The 17,328-nt window shown below is 72.8% G+C and carries 16 protein-coding genes and 1 riboswitch; of the genes, 7 read left to right on the forward strand and 9 right to left on the reverse strand.

The window, feature by feature from the left end; genetic code table 11:
- Positions 1-5 precede the first annotated feature (5 nt).
- Positions 6-98, forward strand: a riboswitch (glycine riboswitch).
- Positions 99-280: 182 nt separating this feature from the next.
- Both gcvP and ACSC1Q_RS36250 read left to right on the forward strand, forming a co-directional pair.
- A complete protein-coding gene (gene gcvP / locus ACSC1Q_RS36245; protein WP_436763239.1) occupies positions 281-3,136 on the forward strand; it encodes an aminomethyl-transferring glycine dehydrogenase in 2,856 nt (951 codons plus the stop codon).
- Between the two features lie 125 nt (positions 3,137-3,261).
- On the forward strand, positions 3,262-4,044 hold the full coding sequence (locus tag ACSC1Q_RS36250; protein WP_436763240.1) for a hypothetical protein: 783 nt from the start codon (positions 3,262-3,264) through the stop codon (positions 4,042-4,044).
- Positions 4,045-4,167: 123 nt separating this feature from the next.
- Here the strand turns inward: ACSC1Q_RS36250 and ACSC1Q_RS36255 are convergent, their stop codons facing one another.
- The gene (locus tag ACSC1Q_RS36255) at positions 4,168-4,518 is read right to left on the reverse strand and encodes a hypothetical protein (protein WP_436763241.1); all 351 of its coding nucleotides are present in this window, start codon (positions 4,516-4,518) and stop codon (positions 4,168-4,170) included.
- A gap of 106 nt (positions 4,519-4,624) precedes the next feature.
- Between ACSC1Q_RS36255 and ACSC1Q_RS36260 the strand changes: the two genes are divergently transcribed.
- Entirely contained in the window at positions 4,625-5,257 is a 633-nt protein-coding gene (locus tag ACSC1Q_RS36260; protein WP_436763242.1) for an alpha/beta hydrolase family protein, read from the forward strand.
- Positions 5,258-5,263: 6 nt separating this feature from the next.
- Here ACSC1Q_RS36260 and ACSC1Q_RS36265 read toward each other — a convergent pair whose 3' ends face one another.
- Entirely contained in the window at positions 5,264-5,455 is a 192-nt protein-coding gene (locus ACSC1Q_RS36265; RefSeq protein WP_329094021.1) for a DUF5999 family protein, read from the reverse strand.
- 406 nt (positions 5,456-5,861) lie between these two features.
- Positions 5,862-6,485: a TetR/AcrR family transcriptional regulator C-terminal domain-containing protein gene (locus ACSC1Q_RS36270; RefSeq protein WP_436763243.1), complete on the reverse strand. Its 624-nt coding sequence runs from the start codon at positions 6,483-6,485 to the stop codon at positions 5,862-5,864.
- Positions 6,486-6,682: 197 nt separating this feature from the next.
- On the opposite strand from ACSC1Q_RS36270, the gene ACSC1Q_RS36275 reads away from it, so the two are divergent.
- Positions 6,683-7,084, forward strand: a complete 402-nt coding sequence (locus tag ACSC1Q_RS36275; RefSeq protein WP_436763244.1) for a hypothetical protein — start codon at positions 6,683-6,685, stop codon at positions 7,082-7,084.
- Positions 7,085-7,371: 287 nt separating this feature from the next.
- On the opposite strand, the gene ACSC1Q_RS36280 is transcribed toward ACSC1Q_RS36275, so the two are convergent.
- The 3 genes from ACSC1Q_RS36280 to ACSC1Q_RS36290 are packed head-to-tail and all read right to left on the reverse strand — an operon-like array spanning position 7,372 to position 10,121.
- Positions 7,372-8,031 (reverse strand): isochorismatase family protein, encoded by a 660-nt coding sequence (locus ACSC1Q_RS36280; protein ID WP_436763245.1) that lies wholly within the window; start codon positions 8,029-8,031, stop codon positions 7,372-7,374.
- Positions 8,032-8,082: 51 nt separating this feature from the next.
- Complete coding sequence (locus ACSC1Q_RS36285; RefSeq protein ID WP_436763246.1) at positions 8,083-9,333, reverse strand: isochorismate synthase; 1,251 nt, start codon at positions 9,331-9,333, stop codon at positions 8,083-8,085.
- 20 nt (positions 9,334-9,353) lie between these two features.
- Positions 9,354-10,121: a 2,3-dihydro-2,3-dihydroxybenzoate dehydrogenase gene (locus tag ACSC1Q_RS36290; RefSeq protein WP_436763247.1), complete on the reverse strand. Its 768-nt coding sequence runs from the start codon at positions 10,119-10,121 to the stop codon at positions 9,354-9,356.
- Between the two features lie 410 nt (positions 10,122-10,531).
- Here ACSC1Q_RS36290 and ACSC1Q_RS36295 point away from each other — a divergent pair, with 410 nt between their 5' ends.
- On the forward strand, positions 10,532-10,741 hold the full coding sequence (locus tag ACSC1Q_RS36295) for an MbtH family protein (RefSeq protein ID WP_436763248.1): 210 nt from the start codon (positions 10,532-10,534) through the stop codon (positions 10,739-10,741).
- Positions 10,742-10,942: 201 nt separating this feature from the next.
- On the opposite strand, the gene ACSC1Q_RS36300 is transcribed toward ACSC1Q_RS36295, so the two are convergent.
- From ACSC1Q_RS36300 to ACSC1Q_RS36310, 3 genes are all read right to left on the reverse strand, one after another.
- Positions 10,943-12,382 (reverse strand): RNA polymerase sigma factor, encoded by a 1,440-nt coding sequence (locus ACSC1Q_RS36300; protein WP_436763249.1) that lies wholly within the window; start codon positions 12,380-12,382, stop codon positions 10,943-10,945.
- 195 nt (positions 12,383-12,577) lie between these two features.
- Positions 12,578-12,952: a hypothetical protein gene (locus tag ACSC1Q_RS36305; protein WP_436763250.1), complete on the reverse strand. Its 375-nt coding sequence runs from the start codon at positions 12,950-12,952 to the stop codon at positions 12,578-12,580.
- Between the two features lie 51 nt (positions 12,953-13,003).
- Positions 13,004-14,197: an AMP-binding protein gene (locus ACSC1Q_RS36310; RefSeq protein WP_436763251.1), complete on the reverse strand. Its 1,194-nt coding sequence runs from the start codon at positions 14,195-14,197 to the stop codon at positions 13,004-13,006.
- 118 nt (positions 14,198-14,315) lie between these two features.
- Here ACSC1Q_RS36310 and menB point away from each other — a divergent pair, with 118 nt between their 5' ends.
- Positions 14,316-15,167, forward strand: coding sequence for a 1,4-dihydroxy-2-naphthoyl-CoA synthase (menB, locus tag ACSC1Q_RS36315; RefSeq protein ID WP_436763315.1), 852 nt, complete (start codon positions 14,316-14,318; stop codon positions 15,165-15,167).
- A 332-nt stretch (positions 15,168-15,499) separates the two neighbouring features.
- The gene (gene menD / locus ACSC1Q_RS36320; RefSeq protein WP_436763252.1) at positions 15,500-17,161 is read left to right on the forward strand and encodes a 2-succinyl-5-enolpyruvyl-6-hydroxy-3-cyclohexene-1-carboxylic-acid synthase; all 1,662 of its coding nucleotides are present in this window, start codon (positions 15,500-15,502) and stop codon (positions 17,159-17,161) included.
- Positions 17,162-17,328: the final 167 nt, after the last annotated feature.

Consider the following 17,328-nt stretch of genomic DNA (forward strand, 5'->3'; position numbering starts at 1 on the left):
GCCACTGACCCTGTGCGGGAGAGACCCCGACCGCGATCGGGGCGCCGAAGGAGCAACCTCCCCGGAATCTCTCAGGCACCCGGTACCGCACGGACGAGGCAACTCTGGAAAGCAGGCGCGCTCGCCAGGCGCGACTCACCGACGGTGCAAGCCGCCCGAAAAGGGGCAGGTGAAGCTCTCAGGTCACGACCCGGCACGACGGTCGTGATGACAGAGGGGGAGACCAGGCATACGCCCGCGCCCAGCGCCGGTCTCCACCCCGTCCCGGGAGGTTTCACCAATGACCGACCTGTCATCGCTCAGCGAACTCGGCTCCCCTCCGTTCGTGACCCGCCACATAGGGCCGGACGACGCAGGCCAGACCCGGATGCTGGAGGCGGTCGGATTCGCCTCCGTCGCCGACCTGGTCGCGGTGGCCGTGCCCGAGGCGATCCGCTCCTCCGAGCGGCTCAGCCTTCCCCCGGCGGCCGGGGAGTCCGAGACCCTCGCCGAGCTGCGGGTCCTCGCCGGGCGCAACACCGTGCTCACCTCGATGATCGGCCTCGGCTACCACGACACGATCACCCCGGGCGTCATCCGCCGCAACCTCCTGGAGAACCCGGGCTGGTACACCGCGTACACGCCCTACCAGCCGGAGATCTCCCAGGGCCGGCTGGAGGCGCTGATCAACTTCCAGACCGTCGTCTCCGACCTGACCGCCCTCGACGTCGCCGGGGCCTCCCTGCTGGACGAGGCGACCGCCGCCGCCGAGGCGATGACCCTGGCCCGCCGCGCGGGCCGCGGCCCCTCGAAGGTGTTCGTGGTGGACGCCGACGCGCTGCCGCAGACCAAGGCCGTGCTGCGCACCCGCGCCGAGCCGCTCGGCATCGAGCTGGTCGAGAGCGACTTCGCCGGGGAGCTCCCCGAGTGCTTCGGGGTGCTCGTGCAGTACCCCGGCGCCAGCGGCAGGGTCCGCGACTTCCGCGCCATCGCCGACGCCGCCCACGCGCGCGGCGCCCAGGTGGTCGCCGCCGCCGACCTGCTGGCCCTCACCCTGCTGGCCGCGCCGGGCGAGCTCGGCGCCGACATCGCGGTCGGCTCCTCGCAGCGCTTCGGCGTCCCGCTCGGCTTCGGCGGCCCGCACGCCGCCTACATGGCGGTCCGCGACGGCCTCCAGCGCCAGCTGCCCGGCCGCCTGGTGGGCGTCTCCCAGGACGCCGACAGGCGCCCCGCGTACCGGCTCGCGCTGCAGACCCGCGAGCAGCACATCCGCCGCGAGAAGGCCACCAGCAACATCTGCACCGCGCAGGTGCTGCTCGCCGTGATCGCCGGCATGTACGCCGTCTACCACGGCCCCGAGGGCCTGCGCAGGATCGGCCGGCGCACCCACCGCTACGCCGTCGTGCTCGCCGAGGGCCTGCGCCAGGGCGGTGTCGAGGTCGTGCACGACACCTTCTTCGACACCGTGCTCGCCAGGGTGCCCGGCCGGGCCGCGAAGGTCGTCGCCACGGCCCGCGACAACGGGGTGAACCTGCGCCTGGTCGACGCCGACCACGTGGGCGTCACCTGCGACGAGAAGACCGAGCTCCTGCACCTGGAGCAGGTCCTGGCCGCCTTCGAGATCAGCGGCGCCGTGCTCGCCGACCTCGACGCCGCCGCGCACGACGCGCTGCCCGCCGCGCTGGCCCGGGTCAGCGACTATCTGACCCACCCGGTCTTCAACAGCCACCGCTCCGAGACGGCGATGCTGCGCTACCTGCGCAGGCTCCAGGACAAGGACATCGCGCTCGACCGGTCGATGATCCCGCTGGGCTCCTGCACCATGAAGCTCAACGCGACCACCGAGATGGAGCCGATCACCTGGCCGGAGTTCGCCGGGCTGCACCCGTACGCGCCCGAGGACCAGGCCGCGGGTTACGTCGAGCTGATCGGGGAGCTGGAGCGCTGGCTGGCCGAGGTGACCGGCTACGACGCCGTGTCGCTCCAGCCGAACGCCGGATCCCAGGGCGAGTTCGCCGGGCTCCTGGCGATCCGCGCCTACCACACCGCGCGCGGCGAGTCGGGCCGCGACGTCTGCCTCATCCCCTCGTCCGCGCACGGCACCAACGCCGCGAGCGCCGTGATGGCGGGCATGCGCGTGGCCGTGGTCGCCTGTGACGACCAGGGCAACGTGGACGTCGACGACCTCGTCGCGAAGATCGACAAGCACCGCGGGCAGCTCGCCGCGATCATGGTGACCTACCCGTCCACGCACGGCGTGTACGAGGAGACGATCGTCCGGATCTGCGAGCTGGTGCACGAGGCCGGCGGGCAGGTCTACGTCGACGGCGCCAACCTCAACGCGCTGGTCGGCCTGGCCAGGCCGGGGGAGTTCGGGGCGGACGTCTCCCACCTGAACCTGCACAAGACCTTCTGCATCCCGCACGGCGGCGGCGGCCCCGGCGTCGGCCCGGTCGCGGTCCGCGCCCACCTGGCCGACTACCTGCCCGGCCACCCGCTGCGTGAAGGCACCGCGGTCGGCCCGGTCTCGGCGGCCCCGTACGGCTCCGCGGGCATCCTGCCCATCTCCTGGGCCTACATCCGGATGATGGGAGCCGACGGCCTGAAGGCGGCCACCGAGCAGGCCATCCTGTCGGCCAACTACCTGGCCCGCAGGCTCAGCCCCCACTACCCGGTCCTCTACACCGGCCGCGGCGGCCTCGTCGCCCACGAGTGCATCGTGGACCTGCGCCAGATCACCAAGGAGACCGGGGTGACGGTCGACGACGTGGCCAAGCGCCTCATCGACTACGGCTTCCACGCCCCGACCATGTCCTTCCCGGTGGCCGGCACGCTGATGATCGAGCCGACCGAGAGCGAGGACCTGGCCGAGCTCGACCGGTTCTGCGAGGCGATGATCGCGATCCGCGAGGAGATCGCGAAGGTCGCCTCCGGGACGTACGACAGGACCGACAACCCGCTGCGCAACGCCCCGCACACGGCCGACAGCCTCGTCGCCGACGAGTGGGCCCACCCCTACGGCCGCACCGAGGCGGCCTACCCGCTGCCGTCGGTGCGCGAGGGCAAGTACTGGTCGCCGGTCCGCCGCATCGACCAGGCCTACGGCGACCGCAACCTGGTCTGCTCCTGCCCTCCCCTGGAGGCGTACGAGGACTGATCGCCGCGGGGGCGCGCCGGGACCGGAGACCCGCGCGAACCTCGATATTCGCGGGGAATGCGACGGGACGGAGGGCGCCCCGAGTCGTTAGGCTCGGGGCGTCTCCGTATCCGGAAGGATCATGCATGCCTGAGGTGGACACCCGTCCCTTGGACACCGCGCGAAGACTGGCCGAGTCGGGGGACCTCGACGGCGCCGCCGCGATCTTCGCCGAGCTGGCCGCCGATCCCGGCGAGCCCGACCGGGCCCAGGCCGCGGTGGGGCTCGCGGTGGTGCTGGAGGAGAGCGGGGACGTCGCGGGCTCACGCGCGGCCGCGCGCACCGCGCTGGCGACCGGGCACCCGGAGTTCGCCGCCCAGGCCGCCTGCCTGCTCGCGGGGAGCTTCGAGCGGGAGGGCCTGGCCGACCAGGCCCGCGCCGCCTGGCAGGCCGCGCTGGGCGTCGGCCACCCCGCCTACGTCCCGCTGGCGCACATGGCCCTCGCCAGGCTCGCCACGGGCGAGGAGGACGCCGAGCGGTCGCTGCGCGACGCGCTGGCCACCGCCGACCCGGAGATCGCTCCTCGGGCCGCTCAGCGGCTGGCGGAGGCGTTCCTGGAGGAGGGGGAGCCGGGGGAGGCCGCCCAGGTGCTCCTGGAGGCGCTCGCGGTGCCCGACGCGGGCGAGGTGGCGAGGCTGCGGGTGATGCTCGGCATCGCCCATCTGGAGCTGGCGTGCGCGGAGTTCTCCGGCGCGATCGAGGAGGGCGGCGACGTCGAGACCGGCGCGCTGGCCATCGAGCTCCTGGCCCGCACCCTCCCGCTCAGGGGACGCGACGAGGACGCCGAGCGGGTGTGGCGCTACGGCCTGGACAGCGCCGACGAGGATCTCGCCGGCGAGGTCCGCCTCCGCCTCGACCGGGACCTCTGACCCCGGGGGCGTGGCGTCCGTCGTGCCCGACCCGGGACCTCCGGCCCGGGGGCGCGGAGCGCGGGCGTGGCGCCGGTCGTGCCCGTGGGAGACGGCCGCGCGGATCCGGGGGCCCGGCGGATGTCAGTCGCGCTCGCGCCAGCGGCTCAGGGCGTGGGCGAAGTTGATCGCCACGATCCCGCCCCAGGCCAGCAGCAGCCCCGCGGTGCCCGCGTTCTGCGCCGCGATGGCGGTCAGCGGGATCCCGATGCCCATCGAGCCGAGGGCGATCGGGATCGAGCCGTTCGAGTTCTTGCGCGGCCTGACACCCGGCGCCCCGGCGGCGTGCATCTCGGCGCGCACCCGGTGGGCGATGGTCGCGTCCAGGCGTGACACGAACGACTCGATGAGGGCGGTCTCGTACTCGGGGCCGAGGTCGCGGCGGGCCTCGACGGTGGCGCGCATGTCCTGGCGGATATCTTGATAGTCCTGCACGCTTCGATTCTTCCTTCCGGCCGGTCGCCGGGCATCAGTCAATAGGAGGAGATCCATGTCCGCCTCCGGGTCATCCCCCCGCACGCCGGGATCCGGGCTTCCGCCCGTGGAGATCGCGACCCCGCACGGCCCGGCGCTGGTGGAGATCGACGAGGTGGCCGATCCGCGCTTCCTGCTGGTGCTCACCCACGGCTCGGCCGGGGGAGTGGACGCCCCGGACCTGCTCGCCGTACGGGACGCCGTGACCGCGATCGGCGGCACGGTCGCGCGGGTGCTCCAGCCGTTCCGGATGCGCGGGGCCCGCGCGCCGGGGTCGGCGGTCAAGCAGGACGAGGCGTGGGAGACGCTGGTGGCCCGGCTGCGCGGGCGCTACCCGGGGCTGCCGCTGGCGCAGGGCGGGCGGAGCAACGGGGCCCGGGTCGCGTGCCGCACGGCGGGGAGGGCCGGGGCCCGCGCGGTCGTCGCGCTGGCGTTCCCGCTGCACCCGCCGGGGAAGCCGGAGCGGTCACGCGCCGGGGAGCTGCGCGCGGCGGGTGTGGACGTGCTGGTGGTGAACGGAGACCGTGACCCGTTCGGCGTGCCCGAGGCGGCGGACGCCGCGCGCCTGGTGGTGCTGCCGGGAGAGGGTCACGACCTCGGGAGGGATCCCGCCAGGGTGGGCGAGGTGGTCGCCGAGTGGCTCGGCACGAGGATGCCGCCTGGCTCGGTGGACCCGCTCAGCGTGACCGGCCGGATGTGACGAGCGTCAGACGACGCCGGCCAGTGGCCGGTGCGGCTCGATGACGGCACCGTCCGGGAGGAGCTCGCCGGTGTCGTCGAACAGCACCACACCGTTGCAGAGCAGGCTCCAGCCCTGCTCGGGGTGGGCCGCCATGGTGCGGGCGGCTTCGCGGTCCAGCGCGTCCGCGGACGGACAGGACGGCTCGTGCGGGCACATCGGCGTGCCTCCGGATCTCTCGTGTCGGCTCGCCCGGTCACGCCGGGCACGGGTAGGCATCGGACATCCGGCGGCACCGTCACCGATGGGTCTCCGTTCCCACGTATGACGGGGACGAGCATCTGAATGTTGATATATGGCCATGCGGCCCCTAACAGAACGAGGGCCGCACATCAAGCAGATCAAGTGTGCGATCGATCGCACCTCGGCGACATAGCCCGTTAGGACTGTTTGAGAACTGGTCGAGGGTCAGTCCATCAGGGCTTTGTCAGGGGATGTGACCTATAACACAGGATGCCTCATATAAGGATATTCGACCAAGTGCGACACGCCGCCCGGCGGGTAAACGATCGGTTACAACTTGCTGACGTGCGCCGATCCGCGATGTCAAACCCCTGATCGCCCCTTACCGGGTCCGGGGCGTTCCCCGCGCGCCCAGACCGGCCAGGAGGGCGTCCAGCCCGTGTTCGAAGTCGGTGTCCGCCGCCGGGCTGCCGCCTCCCCTGGACGGGGGACGCCAGGGCTCGTCCTCGTCGTCCGGGTCGCCCGGGTCGCCCGGGGGCTCTGCCCAGCCCGACTGCTGCACCTCCACCGCCACCGCCCCGAAGACGTAGGCCCGCAGGGCCCGCACCGCCCCCGCCGGGTCGGCCAGTCCCGCGTCGGCCAGCTGGTCGGTCTGCTCCCTGATGGCGATCGCCGCCCTGCCCCTCGGCGGCTTGGTCAGGGCGAGGGCCAGCACCCCGGGATGCTCCCTCAGCGCGGCCCGGCTCGCCCGGCACCAGGCCCTCGCGCTCTCCTGCCAGCTATCGCCCGGCTCGGCGTGGACGGTGGTGACGTGCTCGGCCAGCGCGTCCATCAGGGCGTCCTTGCCGCGCGGCAGGTGGTGGTAGATGGCCATCGCCTCCACCTGGAGCGCGTCGCCCAGCCGCCGCATCGTCAGGCGCCGGAGCCCCTGGCCGTCGGCGATGTGGAGGGCGGCGTCGATGATGCGCTCCCTGGAGAGCGGGACGGGTGGTCGCTTGGCAGGCATGGGAGGCATCCTGCCACCGTCACCTTACTGCGTAAAGGACGGCGCGCCGGACAGAACGGACGTCCGTCGGTGACACCGCCGTACGACGAGCCGGTCCGTCAGGGTCCGGCTGAGTGTGTGGGGCGGGGGCGGACCGCGTAGGCTACGAGCGGTGATCTGCCGGAGGAGACCCGGCGACCGGCGAGAGAGGGAAGAAGATGGCGTTTTTCCGACCGCGCGTGAGCCGGGAGGCGGAGGTTCGTCACCACGCTGACCAGGAGGTCGGGAAGAGCTTCCCCGAGCTCCTGCGGAAGGCGCGCGAGGCCGAGGCCGACGTGCGCCGGGCGCAGGCCGACGCGGCCCCCGTGCGGGAGCTGCGGGCCGCCGGGCTCGCCTTCGACAAGGCGCTCACCGAGGCCCTGCGCGCGGCCGAGGCCAACCAGCGCGCGACGTTCGGGATCAGGTCGTACGACGACCGGATCCGCCGCCGCAAGGGCAGGTCCACCCCGCGGGGCGCCGAGTGGACCGCCGAGGTCAACCGCCTGCGCACCCTTCGCGAGCAGAACCGGCTGACCGGCATCCCCAGGGTCCCGCGCCCGGTCACCGCCTCCGCCCGCTGATCTTCCTTCCCGCTCCGCCCCGCGGCCTTCGCCCGCGGGGCTGATCCGCTTCCGGCTTCCCGCCTTCATCCGCGGATCCGGCTCGAACGGCTTCCCGCCCTCACCCGCGGACCCGGTTCGAACGGCCTCTCGCCGCCCGTCACGCTTTCCGTGACGGGCGTTCTCGTCGTTCCGGAACGGGGCTCCCGTCCACGCCGTTCAGGCCGTTCAGGCCGAGTCCAAGCCCGTCCGGGCCCGCGTACGCCCTCCCGGGCCCTTCGCCGTCCCGCCCGTCCCGCCCGTCCGGCTCAGCGGGTGGCGTGCGCGGCCGAGGCGGAGAGCAGCCGCCGCACGCGGACGGCGGGCAGGACCGCCGCGCACCGCTCGGCCGCGTAGGTCTGGGCCATCCGGTGGTGCTCGGCGGAGAAGTCGGCCACCCCGTCGGCCACGAAGAACACCTCCACGTCCCCCATGAAGGCGTCGCAGGCCGTCATCAGGCAGCCGATGTGGGCGTAGATCCCGGTGACGATGAGCTGGTCACGGCCCAGGTCGGCGAGCAGGTCGCGCAGCGGGGTGCGGTGGAAGGCGCTGTAGCGCCACTTGGTCAGCCGGATGTCGTCCGGGCCGGGGGCGAGCGGAGTGATGATCTCCTGGGCGCCCGGGTCGGTGCCGACCCCGGCTCCCCAGAAGTCCTCCAGCAGGCCGCGCTGGGCCGAGGTCTGCCCGCCTGGCTGGGCCGAGTACACGACCGGGACGCCGGACTCCCAGGCCGTCTCGCGGAGACCGGTGATCGCCGAGACCAGCTCGACGATCGGCGAGGTCCCCGGCGCGAACGCGTTCACGAAGTGGTTCTGCATGTCGTGGACGAGGAGTACCGCGCGGCGGGCGTCCGGGGTCCAGGAGACGCGGTTGGCGGGCATCTCGTCCTCGCGGGGCATCGGATATGGGGTGATCGCGGGTAAGGCCACGAGTCTCTCCTTCTGCTTTCTCTTCATCTATGGCGTCTCGGCGCGCCGGGGTCACCGGGCGCGGTGTGTTCCGGCGGCCGCCGTGGTCCCGGCGGTCCCGGAGGTCCCGGCGGTCCCGGTGGTCACCGGGTCCGTGCCCAGGTCCGTGCCCAGGTCCAGGTCCACGTCGAGGTCCGGGGCCAGTCCGAGGGCCTGCAGGAGGGTGCGGAACTTCGCGGAGGTCTCGGCCAGCTCCTCCTCGGGGACCGAGCCCGTGACGATCCCGCCGCCGGCGAACAGCCGGATGCCGCCGCCGGTCACCTCGGCGCAGCGGATCGCCACCGCCCATTCGCCGTCCCCCGAGGCGTCGCACCAGCCGACCATGCCGGTGTAGAAGCCCCGGTCGAAGGGTTCGATGCCGGCGATCGCGGCGCGCGCCGCGCCGGTGGGCGTCCCGCAGACCGCGGGGGTGGGGTGCAGGGCGACCGCCAGGTCGAGCGCGGTGGTGCGCGGGTCGGCGAGCCTGCCGGTGATCCTGCTGGACAGGTGCCACATGGTGGAGGTACAGATCAGCGACGGCTCGGCCGGGACGCTCAGCGCCCGGCAGTGCGGTGCGAGCGCGGCGGCCACGGCCTCGACCACGACCGCGTGCTCGTGCTGCTCCTTGGCCGAGCAGAGCAGCGCCGCCGCGCGGCGGCGGTCCTCGGCGCGGTCGGCGCTGCGCGCGGCGGAGCCGGCCAGCGGGTTGGCGACGACGGCGGGCCCGTCCCTGGAGACCAGCAGCTCGGGGCTGGCGCCCACCAGGGTCCGCCCGCCGGGCAGGTCGACGGCGAAGACGTGGCCGTGCGGGTCGCGGACCGCCAGGCGCCGGACCATCGCGGCGACGTCGACCGGCTCCGGCCTCGTCAGCTCCAGCGACCTGGCCAGCACCACCTTCTCCACCGCGCCGGTGCCGAGCAGCTCCAGCACCCGCCGTACGCCCTCCAGGTGCTCCGCGGGGGTGGGGACGGGGGTGATCCGCCATGGCCGGGCGCTCTGGCGGGGAGGAGGGTCGCCGGGGAGGAAGGGGTCGGCCCAGCGGGCCCGTACCGGGGTGACCAGCCGGGCCGAGGCGGGGTCGTCGAACGGGATCGCGCCGAGAACCAGATCGTGGTGCTCGCGTACGCGTTCGGCCAGCTCCCGCATGGTCCAGGCGGGCGCCACCACGTCGGCGACGCCTCCGGCGAGAAGGGTGTGCCGGGGAGAGGAGAAGATCGATGAGGAGCCCGGCCGGTACTCGTCGAGAAGTTCGGTGGCGCTGACCGCCTCGTATGCGATTGTCAAGGCTGACCTTTCGGGGGAGCTCAGGCCCTGAGCGTGGCGCCGCCGTCCACGTACAGGTCTTGCATGGTGATGTGCCGGGCGCGGTCCGAGGCCAGGAAGATCACGGCTTCGGCGACGTCCTCGGGGTCGGCCAGCCGGCCCAGAGGGATGCCCACGCGGTAGGAGGAGGGGTCTCCTTCGAGCACCGCGCGGGGGTCGAACCCCGCCTGCATGGCGGTGTCGGTCGATCCGGGCGAGACCACGTTGCAGCGGATGCCGTGGCGGGCGAGTTCCAGCCCGGCGCACCGGGTGAACATCACCGCGGCGGCCTTGGACGCCGCGTACGCCGCCATGCCGACGCGCGGCACGCCCGCGGCGTTGGAGGCCACGGTCACGATCGTCCCGCCGCCACGGGGGATCATGCGGCGGGCGACGGCCCGGACGGTGTGGAAGACCCCGCCCGTGTTCACCGCGAACACCCGGGCCCAGTCGTCGGTACCGGTCTCGGTCACCGCGCCGGTGTGCAGCACGCCCGCGACGTTGACCAGGATCCCGATCGGTCCCAGCTCGTCCTCGACCTCTCCGACGACCGCGTCCACCTGCCCGGGGTCGGCGACGTCGGCCAGGTGGCGGGCCACCGGCACCCCGCGGTCGTCCCAGGGCCCGTCCCGTACGTCGACTCCGGCCACGACCGCCCCGGCACGGGCGAGGGTCGCCGCGACGGCGGCCCCGATGCCCCCGGCGGCGCCCGTGACGAGGGCCACCGTCCCGGGAAGCCCGGGATGGTCCTGCCGATCGATCACACTCACCTCACAAATAAGTTAGGTTAGCCTTGCCTCACTTACTCCGAATGTCGAAAGTGCGGCGGATAAGAGTCAAAGGTGATCCGGTTCCTGATGATCAGGCATCTTGACATTGCCGTCAATGGGGTGGATTTTAGGGTAGGCTTACCTAATAGGACACTCCGCCCCAGTGGTCTCTCAGGCCACTTCCCCAACGTCGTGACCAGGCACTTCGCTGAGGTGCACGCAGTTATGCCATTTTCGTCTGCCTTTTTCCCACACCCGGACGGTTCCTCGCGTCCGGCGGGAAAACGGTGGTCACCGCCCCCTGGGCGCGCCGGTGGGAAACCCCCGCGCCGCCCGTGCGGACGGCCGGCGCCGGCCGGGAATCCCGGTGCCGGGGCCGCCGCCCGACACGATCACGCTGGAGGTATCCGATGACCAACCCCTTCGACGACGAGAGCGCGTCCTTCGTGGTGCTGGCGAACGCCGAGGGGCAGCACTCGCTGTGGCCCGCGTTCGCCGACGTCCCCCCGGGTTGGGAGATCGTCCACGGCGAGGACTCCCGCGCCGGCTGCCTGGCCCACGTCGAGGGCTCCTGGACCGACATGCGTCCCAGGAGCCTCGTCGCCGAGATGGGCGGCTGATCCCCCAGGACCTTCGAGGGCCGGTACGGGAACCGTCGCCCCGGTTCCCCGTGCCCGGACCCTCGGGGAGGGGCGCTCCGCGCTCCTGCCGGTCTCTCAGGGGGGCACTCCCCGTAGGGGCCGGAACACGGCGAAGGGCGCCACCACGGACCGGGAGGTCTCGCGGTGGCGCCCTTCGTGATGTCCGGACGGCGGGACGGGTCAGCTGGCCCAGTCGAGCAGCGGACGGGTGTTGCTGGGGTGGCGGAGCTTGGAGAGCGACTCCTTCTCCAGCTGGCGGATGCGCTCGCGCGTCAGGCCGAGATACTTGCCGATCTCGTCGAGGGTGTGGGGCTTGCCGTCGACGAGGCCGAAGCGCAGGGCCATGATCTTGGCCTCCCTGGGGGAGAGGTTGCCGAGCACGCCGCGCAGCTGCTCGCCCAGCAGCTGGCGGTCGACGACCTCCGAGGCCTCGGGCGAGTCGACGTCCTCGATGAGGTCGCCGATGGTGGTCTCGCCGTCCTCGCCGATGGTGGCGTTGAGGCTGATCGGCTGGCGGCTGGTGCGCAGCAGCTCCTCGATCTGGTCGGGGGTCTTGTCGAGCTCGGCGCCCAGCTCCTCCGGCGTGGGCTCACGGCCCAGCCGCTGGTGCATGTCACGCTCGACGCGCGACAGCTTGGAGAGCATCTCCAGCACGTGGACCGGCAGCCTGATGGTGCGGGCCGAGTCGGCGAAGCCGCGCTGGATGGCCTGGCGGATCCACCACATGGCGTACGTGGAGAACTTGTAGCCCTTGGTGTAGTCGAACTTCTCCACCGCGCGGATCAGGCCCAGGTTGCCCTCCTGGACCACGTCGAGCAGGGCCATGCCCCGGTCGGTGTACTTCTTCGCCACGGAGACGACCAGGCGGAGGTTGGCCTCCAGCATGTGGTCCTTGGCCCGGCGGCCGTCCTCGGCGATCCACTCCAGGTCGTCGCGCGCGATCGCGGACAGGCCCGGCTCGGCCTCCAGCTTGGACTCGGCGTACAGGCCGGCCTCGATGCGCTTGGCCAGCTCGACCTCCTGCGCGGCGGTGAGCAGGGTGCGGCGGCCGATCGACTTCAGGTAGGTGTGCACCGAGTCGCCCATGACGGAGGACTGGTCGTCGAGGTCGAGGGCCGGCTCGGCCTCCACCTCGGCCACCTCGGCCTCCTCCGGCGGGTTCCACTCGTCGTCGGGCTCCGCCGCGGCGTCCTTGACGCCCTTGACGTTCTTGGCGTCGACGTTCTTGGAGTCCTTGACGGCCGTGGTCTTCTTCGCGGCCCTGGCGGTCTTGAGACCGCCCGCGGGCTCGGCCTCGGCCGGGGTCTCGGCCACGGCCTCGGTCTTCGTCGTGCTCTTTCGCGCGGGGGCGGCCTTGGTCTTGCGGGCCGGGGCCTTGGCGGTGGTCTTACGGGTGCTCTTGGCGCCGGACAGCGCGGGCTCGTTCTCGGCCGCCAGGCTGACGCCCGCCTCGGTGAGCTCCCGCAGGATCGACCTGCCCTCGGTGGGGCTGACGCCCGCCTCGGCGAAGGCGTGGCGCAGCTCCGCGAGGGAAAGGTGGCCCTGGACTCGCCCTCGGTCAAGGAGCTGGTCGAGGGTCGTCGGGGCCTCAGATGAGGTCGCCACGGCGGTTGGGGGCATGAGGACACCTCCTCCATCACGGAGTCGTCTGAATTCACGGTCTGCTGGTCTTGGGGTGGGGCGGTCTGGGGGCCGCGCGGCGCACCAGTACCAATAACCCCGTTCAAGAACTTTCTGTTCCCGGCCCGGCCCGGAAAATATGAGGGGCGGACCGCCTTCCCGGCGATCCGCCCGCACCTGGGCGCCCGGGAGGGCCTATTCGATCACTTCTACGGAGCCGTCCTTCGACGGGTCCGCGGAGCCCTCGACCAGGGGGCCGTCGACCATCGGCATCGGGAAGGGCTCCGCGTTCTCCAGGCGGTTCTCGTTCCAGTAGTCGATGACCTTCTCGGGGTCGGGATTGATCTCCCTGGACACCACGTAGTCCTCCGAGGGAGGGGTGGGCGCGGTCGGGGACGGCTCGTGGGAGGACGTTCCCGGCTCGTTCGGGGCGATCGGCACCGGCTCGGCCGACGGTTTCCCCGACCCTCCGATCCCGCCCGACGCGGCTGCCGCCGTGACGGATATGCCGCCGACGAGGACCAGGCTCACGATTCCGGCCGAGACCCATGTCTTCCGGGTGACGTTCATCGAGCTTGTCCTTCCTGCTTCGGCTATCTGGTTGGACGTGTCACGGCACCTTCACGGTTCCCGATCACGACCATAACGAAGAGTTTCAAGGTCTGGCTTGCCATTGGCCAAAAGCGGTATTTCGGTCACAACGACCAGCTCGGCGGGGGCCGCGTAGGCGGGCAGCCGCTCCTTGGCGAAGGCGCGCAACTCGGCCAGGGAGGGCGGAGAGGGCGACACGACGACGGCCACCACCCGCTCGCCCCACTCGGGGTCGGGGCGGCCGACCACGGCGGCGTCGACGATCGCGGGGTGCTCGGCCACCACGGCGGCCACCTCTGCGGCGACGACCTTCTCGCCCCCGGTGTTGACGACGTCGTCGGCCCGCCCCAGCACGCGCAGCCGCCCGCCCTCCAGGACGCCCAGGTCCGAGGTGAGGAACCAGCCGCCGTCGCGGACGGCCTCGGTGAGGTCGGGGCGCAGCCGGTAGCCGGAGAACAGCACGGGCCCGTCCAGGCGGATCCGGCCGTCGTCGCCGACGCCGACCCCCACCCCGTCGAGGGGCTCGCCGTCATAGACGCACCCGCCGCAGGTCTCGCTCATGCCGTACGTGGTGATCACCCGGGCCCCGGCCGCGCGGGCCGCGGCGAGCAGGCCGGGGGGAGCGGCGGCGCCGCCGAGCAGGATCGTCCTGAACGCTGATAGACGCGGCGGGTCCGTCCGTTCCATTTGGAGCAGCCGGCGCAGCTGGGTCGGCACCAGAGAGACGTGGTCCGCGCCGCTGGAGAGCACGGCCTCGGGGGAGAACCCGTCGTGCGCGATCGGCTCGGTCCCGCCCAGCAGCGACCTCACCAGGACCTGCAGGCCGGACACGTGCGAGGGGGGCAGGCAGCACAGCCAGCGCTCGCCCGGCCCGGCCTCCAGGCGCCGCAGCGAGGCCGACGCGGAGGCGAGCAGGGCCTCGGCGGACAGCTGCGCGCCCTTGGGGACGCCGGTCGAGCCGCTGGTGGCGATGACCACCGCGACCTCGGCGGGCACGCCGACGCCGCCCTCGCGGCGGACCCCGTCGACGTGGGTGGGGCGCAACGCGTCGAGGGCCGCCCGCAGCGCGGGAGCGGGCAGGGAGGGGGAGAGGGGCAGCACGGCGGGACCGCGGCCGTCCAGCGCCGCGCCGACGGCCCGGAACAGCTCCGGGCCCGGCGCCGACACCACGGCGTGCAATTCCCGTTGCACGGAAAGCCACTCCTCCTGCACAGGAATGGTCATCACAGTCGTAAGGTTAGTGCCGAATGCCGGACAACAGCCGGGGTGGTCCCGGTAAAGCGGAGAGGGTGAAGCCATCGTGGGCACGGAGCGGGTCGACCCGGGCGTGGACGAGCAGGTGGTGGCGGAGACGGCCTCCGAGCACGAAGGCGCGGTCGACTGGAAGAGGTCCGGGCAGTACGAGGACATCATCTACGAGACCGGCGAGGGCATCGCCAAGATCACGATCAACCGTCCCGAGCGGCACAACGCGTTCCGCCCGACGACGCTCTTCGAGCTCAAGGACGCCTTCAACGCCGCCCAGGAGGACGCCGAGGTCGGTGTGATCATCTTTACCGGCGCGGGCGACCGGGCCTTCTGCTCCGGGGGCGACCAGAAGATCCGCGGCGACGACGGCTACGTCGACAAGTCCACCCCGCACGTCGGCCGCCTCAACGTGCTCGACCTGCAGGTCCAGATCCGCCGCTGTCCCAAGCCGGTCATCGCGATGATCGCCGGTTACGCCATCGGCGGCGGCCACGTGCTGCACGTGTGCTGCGACCTGTCCATCGCCGCCGACAACGCGGTCTTCGGCCAGACCGGCCCCAAGGTCGGCTCCTTCGACGGCGGCTACGGCTCCTGGCTGCTGGCCGAGACCGTCGGCCTGAAGCGGGCCCGCGAGATCTGGTACCTCTGCCGCCAGTACGACGCGCAGAAGGCCCTCGACTGGGGGCTGGTCAACGCGGTCGTGCCGCTCGCCGAGCTTGAGACCGAAACGGTCAAATGGGCCAGGGAGATGCTGGACAAGTCGCCGCTGGCCCTGCGCATGCTCAAGGGCGCGCTGAACGCGGTGACCGACGGCGCCGCGGGGATGCAGCAGTTCGCCGGTGACGCCACCCTGCTCTACTACATGAGCGAGGAGGCCCAGGAGGGCCGCAACGCGTTCAAGGAGAAGCGCACCCCCGACTTCGGCAGGTTCCCGCGCCGCCCCTAGTGTCGGCCGGAGAGAGGGCGCCGTCCCCAGGGGCGGCGAAGACGGGGCGCCGTCCTTAGGGCCGGCCGAGGGCAGGTCGCTGTCCCCGGGAGCGGCCGAAAGCGGGTTCCGGGACGGCGGCGGGTGGCGGGGGCGCGTTCCCCCGCCGCTCCCCGGGGCAGCGGGGATCCGGACGGATCTGGACGGATCTGGATGGACCTGGATGGACCTGGATGGACCTGGATGGACCTGGATGGATCCGTCCCGAGGCGCGCCGTCCCGCGTAAGTGAGGTCGCTTCAGCGCGCCTCAAGACGGACTCACCCCCGGGTGCGGAGATAAGGAGGCGATGCGGTGAATCCCGCGACCGCGCTCGCGACGGTGCTGGTCGACGAGCTGGCCCGCTGCGGTCTCACGGACGTGGTGCTCGCACCCGGTTCGCGCTCGGCGCCGCTCGCCCTGGCCGTGCACGCCGACAGCCGTATCCGGCTGCACGTGCGGGTGGACGAGCGCTCGGCCTCCTACCTGGCGGTGGGCCTGGCCCGCCGCAGCGACCGCCCGGTCGTGCTGATCTGCACCTCCGGCACCGCGGCGGCCAACTTCCACCCGGCCGTCATCGAGGCGCACGAGTCGGGGGTGCCGCTGCTGGTGCTCACCGCCGACCGCCCTCCCGAGCTGCGCGACACCGGCGCCAGCCAGACCGTCGACCAGGTCAAGCTGTACGGCACGTCCGTCCGCTGGTTCAGCGAGGTCGGCGTGCCCGAGGACCGCCCAGGCCAGGTCGCCTACTGGCGGTCGACGGCCTGCCGCGCCTACCAGCGCGCGATGGGCCCGTACGACCCCGGCCCCGTCCACCTCAACGTGGCCTTCCGCGAGCCGCTGATCCCGGACGGCGACCCGTCCTGGTGCGAGTCCCTGGAGGGTGACGCCGGAGGCCCGTGGGTCCGCTCCAGGGTGTCCTCCCCGCCGGTGGCGCTGCACCTGCCGCCGACCAGGCGGGGCGTGCTGGTCGTCGGCGACGGCGCGACCAACACGCGCAGATACGTGGCGGCGGCGGGCATGGCCGGGTGGCCGGTCCTGTCGGAGCCCAACGGCGGCGCCCGCTACGGCGACCACGCGATGTCGGCCTACCACTTCCTGCTGGGCACCCCGGAGTTCGCCGACCGGCACCGCCCCGACGTCGTGGTCACCCTGGGCCGCCCCGGCCTGTCCCGGCCGCTGCTCAACTGGCTGAGGCACGCGGGCGAGCACATCGTGGTCACCCCCGACCTGACCCGCTGGCCCGACCCGACCCGTTCGGCCACCCAGGTGGCCCAGGTGGTGGAGATCCCGGTCGCCGCGGGCGACGACGTGTGGCTGCACTCCTGGCGCCGCGCGGAGACGGCGGCGAGGAACGCGATCGACGAGGTGCTCGACGGGGAGGGGGGGCTCAGCGAGCCGCGCCTGGCCCGCGACCTGGCGGAGGCGCTGCCCAACGGGTCGCTGCTGTTCTCCGGCTCGTCCATGCCGATCCGCGACCTCGACCAGGCGATGCGTCCCCGGCGGGGCCTGCGGGTCATGGCCAACCGGGGGGCGGCGGGGATCGACGGGGTGGTGTCGTCCGCGATGGGCGCCGCCCTCGCCCACAACGGCCCCTCCTACGCCCTGATGGGCGACCTGACCTTCCTGCACGACCAGAACGGGCTGCTCCTCGGCTCCCGCGAGCCGCGTCCCGACCTGTGCCTGGTCGTGGTGAACAACGACGGCGGCGGGATCTTCTCGCTGCTTCCCCAGGCCGCGCTGCGCGACCCCTTCGAGCGGGTCTTCGGCACCTCGCACGGGGTGGACCTGGGCTACGTGGCCGCCGCCACCGGCACGCCGTACACCTTCGTGGACGAGCCGGGACAGCTGGTCAAGGCGCTGCGCGGCGACGGGCTGCGCGTCGTCGAGGTGCGCAGCGACCGGGAGTCCAACGCGAGGCTGCACGCCGTGATGCGCGACGCGGCCCACGCCGCCGTCCGCGACGCCATGGCGTGACGGGTGGTCCCGGGGGTGCGCGATGACGCACGCCCCCGGGACACCCGGTACGGCCGGTCGTGCCGGCACGCCGTGACGCCGTTCGTGTCGCGGGCCGTGCCGTCGTGCGGCGAGGTCACGTGACGTCGCGGCGGAGCGTCAGCGCGCGGGCGGGCGGCGAGCACGGT

Source organism: Streptosporangium heterodermiicola (genome assembly GCF_051390675.1).
In the GTDB taxonomy this organism is placed as follows: domain Bacteria; phylum Actinomycetota; class Actinomycetes; order Streptosporangiales; family Streptosporangiaceae; genus Streptosporangium.